Annotated in this window: 1 protein-coding gene; it reads left to right on the top strand. The window is 54.1% G+C overall.

Annotated elements, in window-relative coordinates; translation table 11 throughout:
- Window positions 1-32 precede the first annotated feature (32 nt).
- On the top strand, window positions 33-292 hold a 260-nt coding region (locus B7G66_RS16090), incomplete at its 3' end, for an IS5 family transposase (protein WP_048859393.1).

Below are 292 nucleotides of genomic sequence, written 5' to 3' on the forward strand. Positions count from 1 at the left end.
TCTAAAGGATCCAGATGTGTTTCAAAGATCCTATGGATCGCTTCATACTGACGGATGCCCAATGGGCGAAGATGGAACCGCTGTGCCTTGGCAAGAAGACGGATCGCGGACGTAGCGGGAAGGATAACCGCCTCTTTATCGAGGCGGTCTTATGGATTGCGCGGACGGGCAGCCCATGGCGGGACCTTCCGACATATTTCGGGCATTGGAACTCGGTTTACTCGCGCTACAGCGACTGGACGAAAGCCGGAGTTTTCCAGAAAATTTTTGAGGCCGTCTCTGACGATGCCGA

It is taken from the genome of Novacetimonas hansenii JCM 7643, assembly GCF_000964405.1.
Lineage (GTDB): Bacteria > Pseudomonadota > Alphaproteobacteria > Acetobacterales > Acetobacteraceae > Novacetimonas > Novacetimonas hansenii.